We start from the raw sequence: 2,729 nt of genomic DNA on the forward strand, positions 1-2,729 counted from the left end.
CAGGACTTCAACCTGCCGAAGCTTCGTGACGATCTCTTCCGGCTTGTGTCGTTTGTTGCTCATCGTGGTCCTCCTTCATGGTCAAAACCATAACTCAAGGTGGACCCGTTCAGTGGGGCTGGATCAAGGGCGCACCGCGCATGACCTGTTCGGCTGGCAATATGCCGTCCCTGACGAAACGGCGGATTTTGACGTGCGACACGCCGAGCTTTGCGGCCGCGTCCGACATGGTGAGCCATTCGCCGTTCTTGTCGGAAGAGCGATAGCCGCTGATCTTGTGCACCGTGCGCAGCGATTGGACGCGCCGCGCCGTCCAGGTCTTTCCCTGACCCGTCTTCATGCCCATGCGGTTGAGTGTGGCGGCGATTTCGGCATCCGACCATCGCGTTGCCATGGATCGCATGACCGCCAGAGCCTCCTCAGGCGTACTCTGGCCATGCTCTCCGGATTTGGGCTTGCGAACCCTTACCTGGGAGTGCTGGCCCCCATGCCAATGGATGGTCAGGATCACATCGCGCGCGTCGTCATCGACGTCCGCCACAATGTCCTTGATGAGCGCGCGCAGCAGTTGCTGACGGCAGCGCATATCGACACCCGGCGCATTCCAGGCGGCTTCGAGATCCTGGGCCAGGCCGGTGAAGTTCGGAACCACATCGACCGGTTCCACACGCTGGACTTCGCTGAGCCGGGCCTCGCAGGTCTCCACGCGCCTGAGCGTAGCTTCCCAGTTCCTCTCGAGCTGGGCCGCTATAAGCCGGTTCTCCGGGTCGCAGGCGGCATAGCGACGCTCGGCGAGCGATGCCTCATAGTGTGCCTGCTGCAGGTCCATCTCGATCATCTGCCGCCGCTTGGCTTCGCTCTCCAGCTGCATCTGTTCAGCCTCCAACGCCGCCTCGATCGCCATCGGCGCAACCGCCTCCAAGGCTTCGCGGGTCACCGCCGCATCGGTGCGAAAGCCGTTGAACGACATGCATCGCGCCTGCGCCATCATGGTGTTGCCGCGCTCGCACCGATAGACCGGATAACCTTGGCCACGTCCGGCATACGTGACAACCAGTCTTCGCCCGCATCGAGCACAGGAGAGAAGACCCGGGAGCAACGCGCGACCGCCGCGGCCCGACTTGACGCCGCCAGCTTTGCCATAGGCGTTGGCGGCGAGAAGTTCCTGATTCCGTTCGTACTCGCTCCATCCAATATAGCCTTCGTGATGCTCCTTGAGCACCACCGCCCACTCGCTGGCCGGCTTGTAATGACCATAGCTCTTGCGGACGCGGCCATCCACGATCTCAGTGCGCTTCTCGCTCTTACCATAGACATAGGCGCCGGCGTAGAATGGGTTCTTCAGGACGGAGATCACGTTGCGGTAGCGGATCGGAACCCAGGCGAATGACACCATCTTCTTTCCGTCGGAAGGTCTGGGGAAATGCACGCTATCGTTAATCATTGAGATCATGACCTGGCGCGCACTGCCGAGTTCGCGGAAACGCGCGAATATCAGGCGAATGGTCTCCTGCAGGCGTATGTCGGGATCGAATCCGAGACCGTACTCGCGGTGCCAGACATAGCCGAAGGGCACGGAGATGCGCAGTTCCCCGCGCTGTGCCTTGGCGCGTGCCGCTTCATACATGCGAGCGCGCAGCACCCCGAGCTCGAACTCGCTGATGCTGCCCTTCATGCCGAGCAGCAGGCGATCATTCGGCAGCCCCGGATCGTAGACTCCGTCCAGATCGATCACCCGTGCATCGACTTCACCGCACAACTCGAGCAGCCGATGCCAGTCCGGTCCGTTGCGAGACAGGCGGGATGCCTCCAGGCAAAGCACAGCGCCCACATGACCGGTGCACAAATCGTCGACCAGGCGCTCGAAGCCAGGACGTTCCACAGCCCCGCTTGCGGTGCGACCTAGGTCCTCGTCGATCACCTCGACCTTGCGGAAGCCCCAACGCCGCGCGACGTCGACCAGCTCGTATTGTCGACGCTGGCTCTCGAGATTGAGCTGTACTTGCGCCTGAGTGGACTGACGTACATAGACGACGGCCTTGCGCTTGAGGATGGTGGCCGGAATCAGATTACTGTTCGTCATCGCGGCTCTCCTCCGTCACGACGCCGGCGGCGGCCATCAGCACATTGGCGAGCCGGGTGATCACGATCGTTCGTTGCGCTGTGCTCAGTCCGACCAGCTTGTGCGAGTCGAGCGGCATGCTGAGCTGGCGAACGATCACGAGAGATCGTGTCGGTGGCGGCAAGGTCCTCATTTTGCGTCTCCCCGATGATAAATCCATCCGGAGAGCCTCGCCGGAAACGGCGCTGGATCAAGAGTTTGTTCAGGTCAAGCAGTGCAGCAAGCGATACGCGCGGGGATCCCAGATCCATCGCTGCGCATGCCACGGGATCTATCATCCAGGCCGGAGCGGTAATGACATGCCCTGGCACGATGACGAGATGAATGATCTGACCGTTGGCGCGTTCTTCGCTGTTCTCGCAGCGAAGCCGGCGTCCGAAATACGGATGCCAGCGATAATGGACTTCGACCTCCTGCCCAACATGGGCAGAATGACCCCGAGATTGCCTGGGGCCGGATAGCCCGCTCGACGGCATTGGAGGGGTCGTTTGCGGGAGGGGGCGGAATCCTACGCTAAGCCGAGAACACGTTTTCCGTAACTCCTGAGTTCGCCCTGGGGGCCGACATAGCGATAAAGGGTGACGCGCTCGATCCCGAGTTCCTTACA

2 protein-coding genes and 1 pseudogene are annotated in these 2,729 nt (G+C 61.6%); all 3 read right to left on the reverse strand.

The genetic code is table 11. The features are described 5' to 3' along the window. Nucleotides 1-109: 109 nt before the first annotated feature. Nucleotides 110-2,083, reverse strand: coding sequence for a recombinase family protein (locus GTK01_RS20820; RefSeq protein ID WP_252929762.1), 1,974 nt, complete (start codon nucleotides 2,081-2,083; stop codon nucleotides 110-112). Beyond that, a complete protein-coding gene (locus tag GTK01_RS20825; RefSeq protein ID WP_252929764.1) occupies nucleotides 2,070-2,255 on the reverse strand; it encodes a hypothetical protein in 186 nt (61 codons plus the stop codon). The genes GTK01_RS20820 and GTK01_RS20825 overlap by 14 nt, the downstream gene beginning before the upstream one ends. A gap of 375 nt (nucleotides 2,256-2,630) precedes the next feature. Further along, a pseudogene (locus tag GTK01_RS20830) lies at nucleotides 2,631-2,729 on the reverse strand (transposon DNA-invertase); the annotation flags it as partial.

Source organism: Aliihoeflea sp. 40Bstr573, from assembly GCF_024105655.1.
GTDB lineage: Bacteria > Pseudomonadota > Alphaproteobacteria > Rhizobiales > Rhizobiaceae > Aliihoeflea.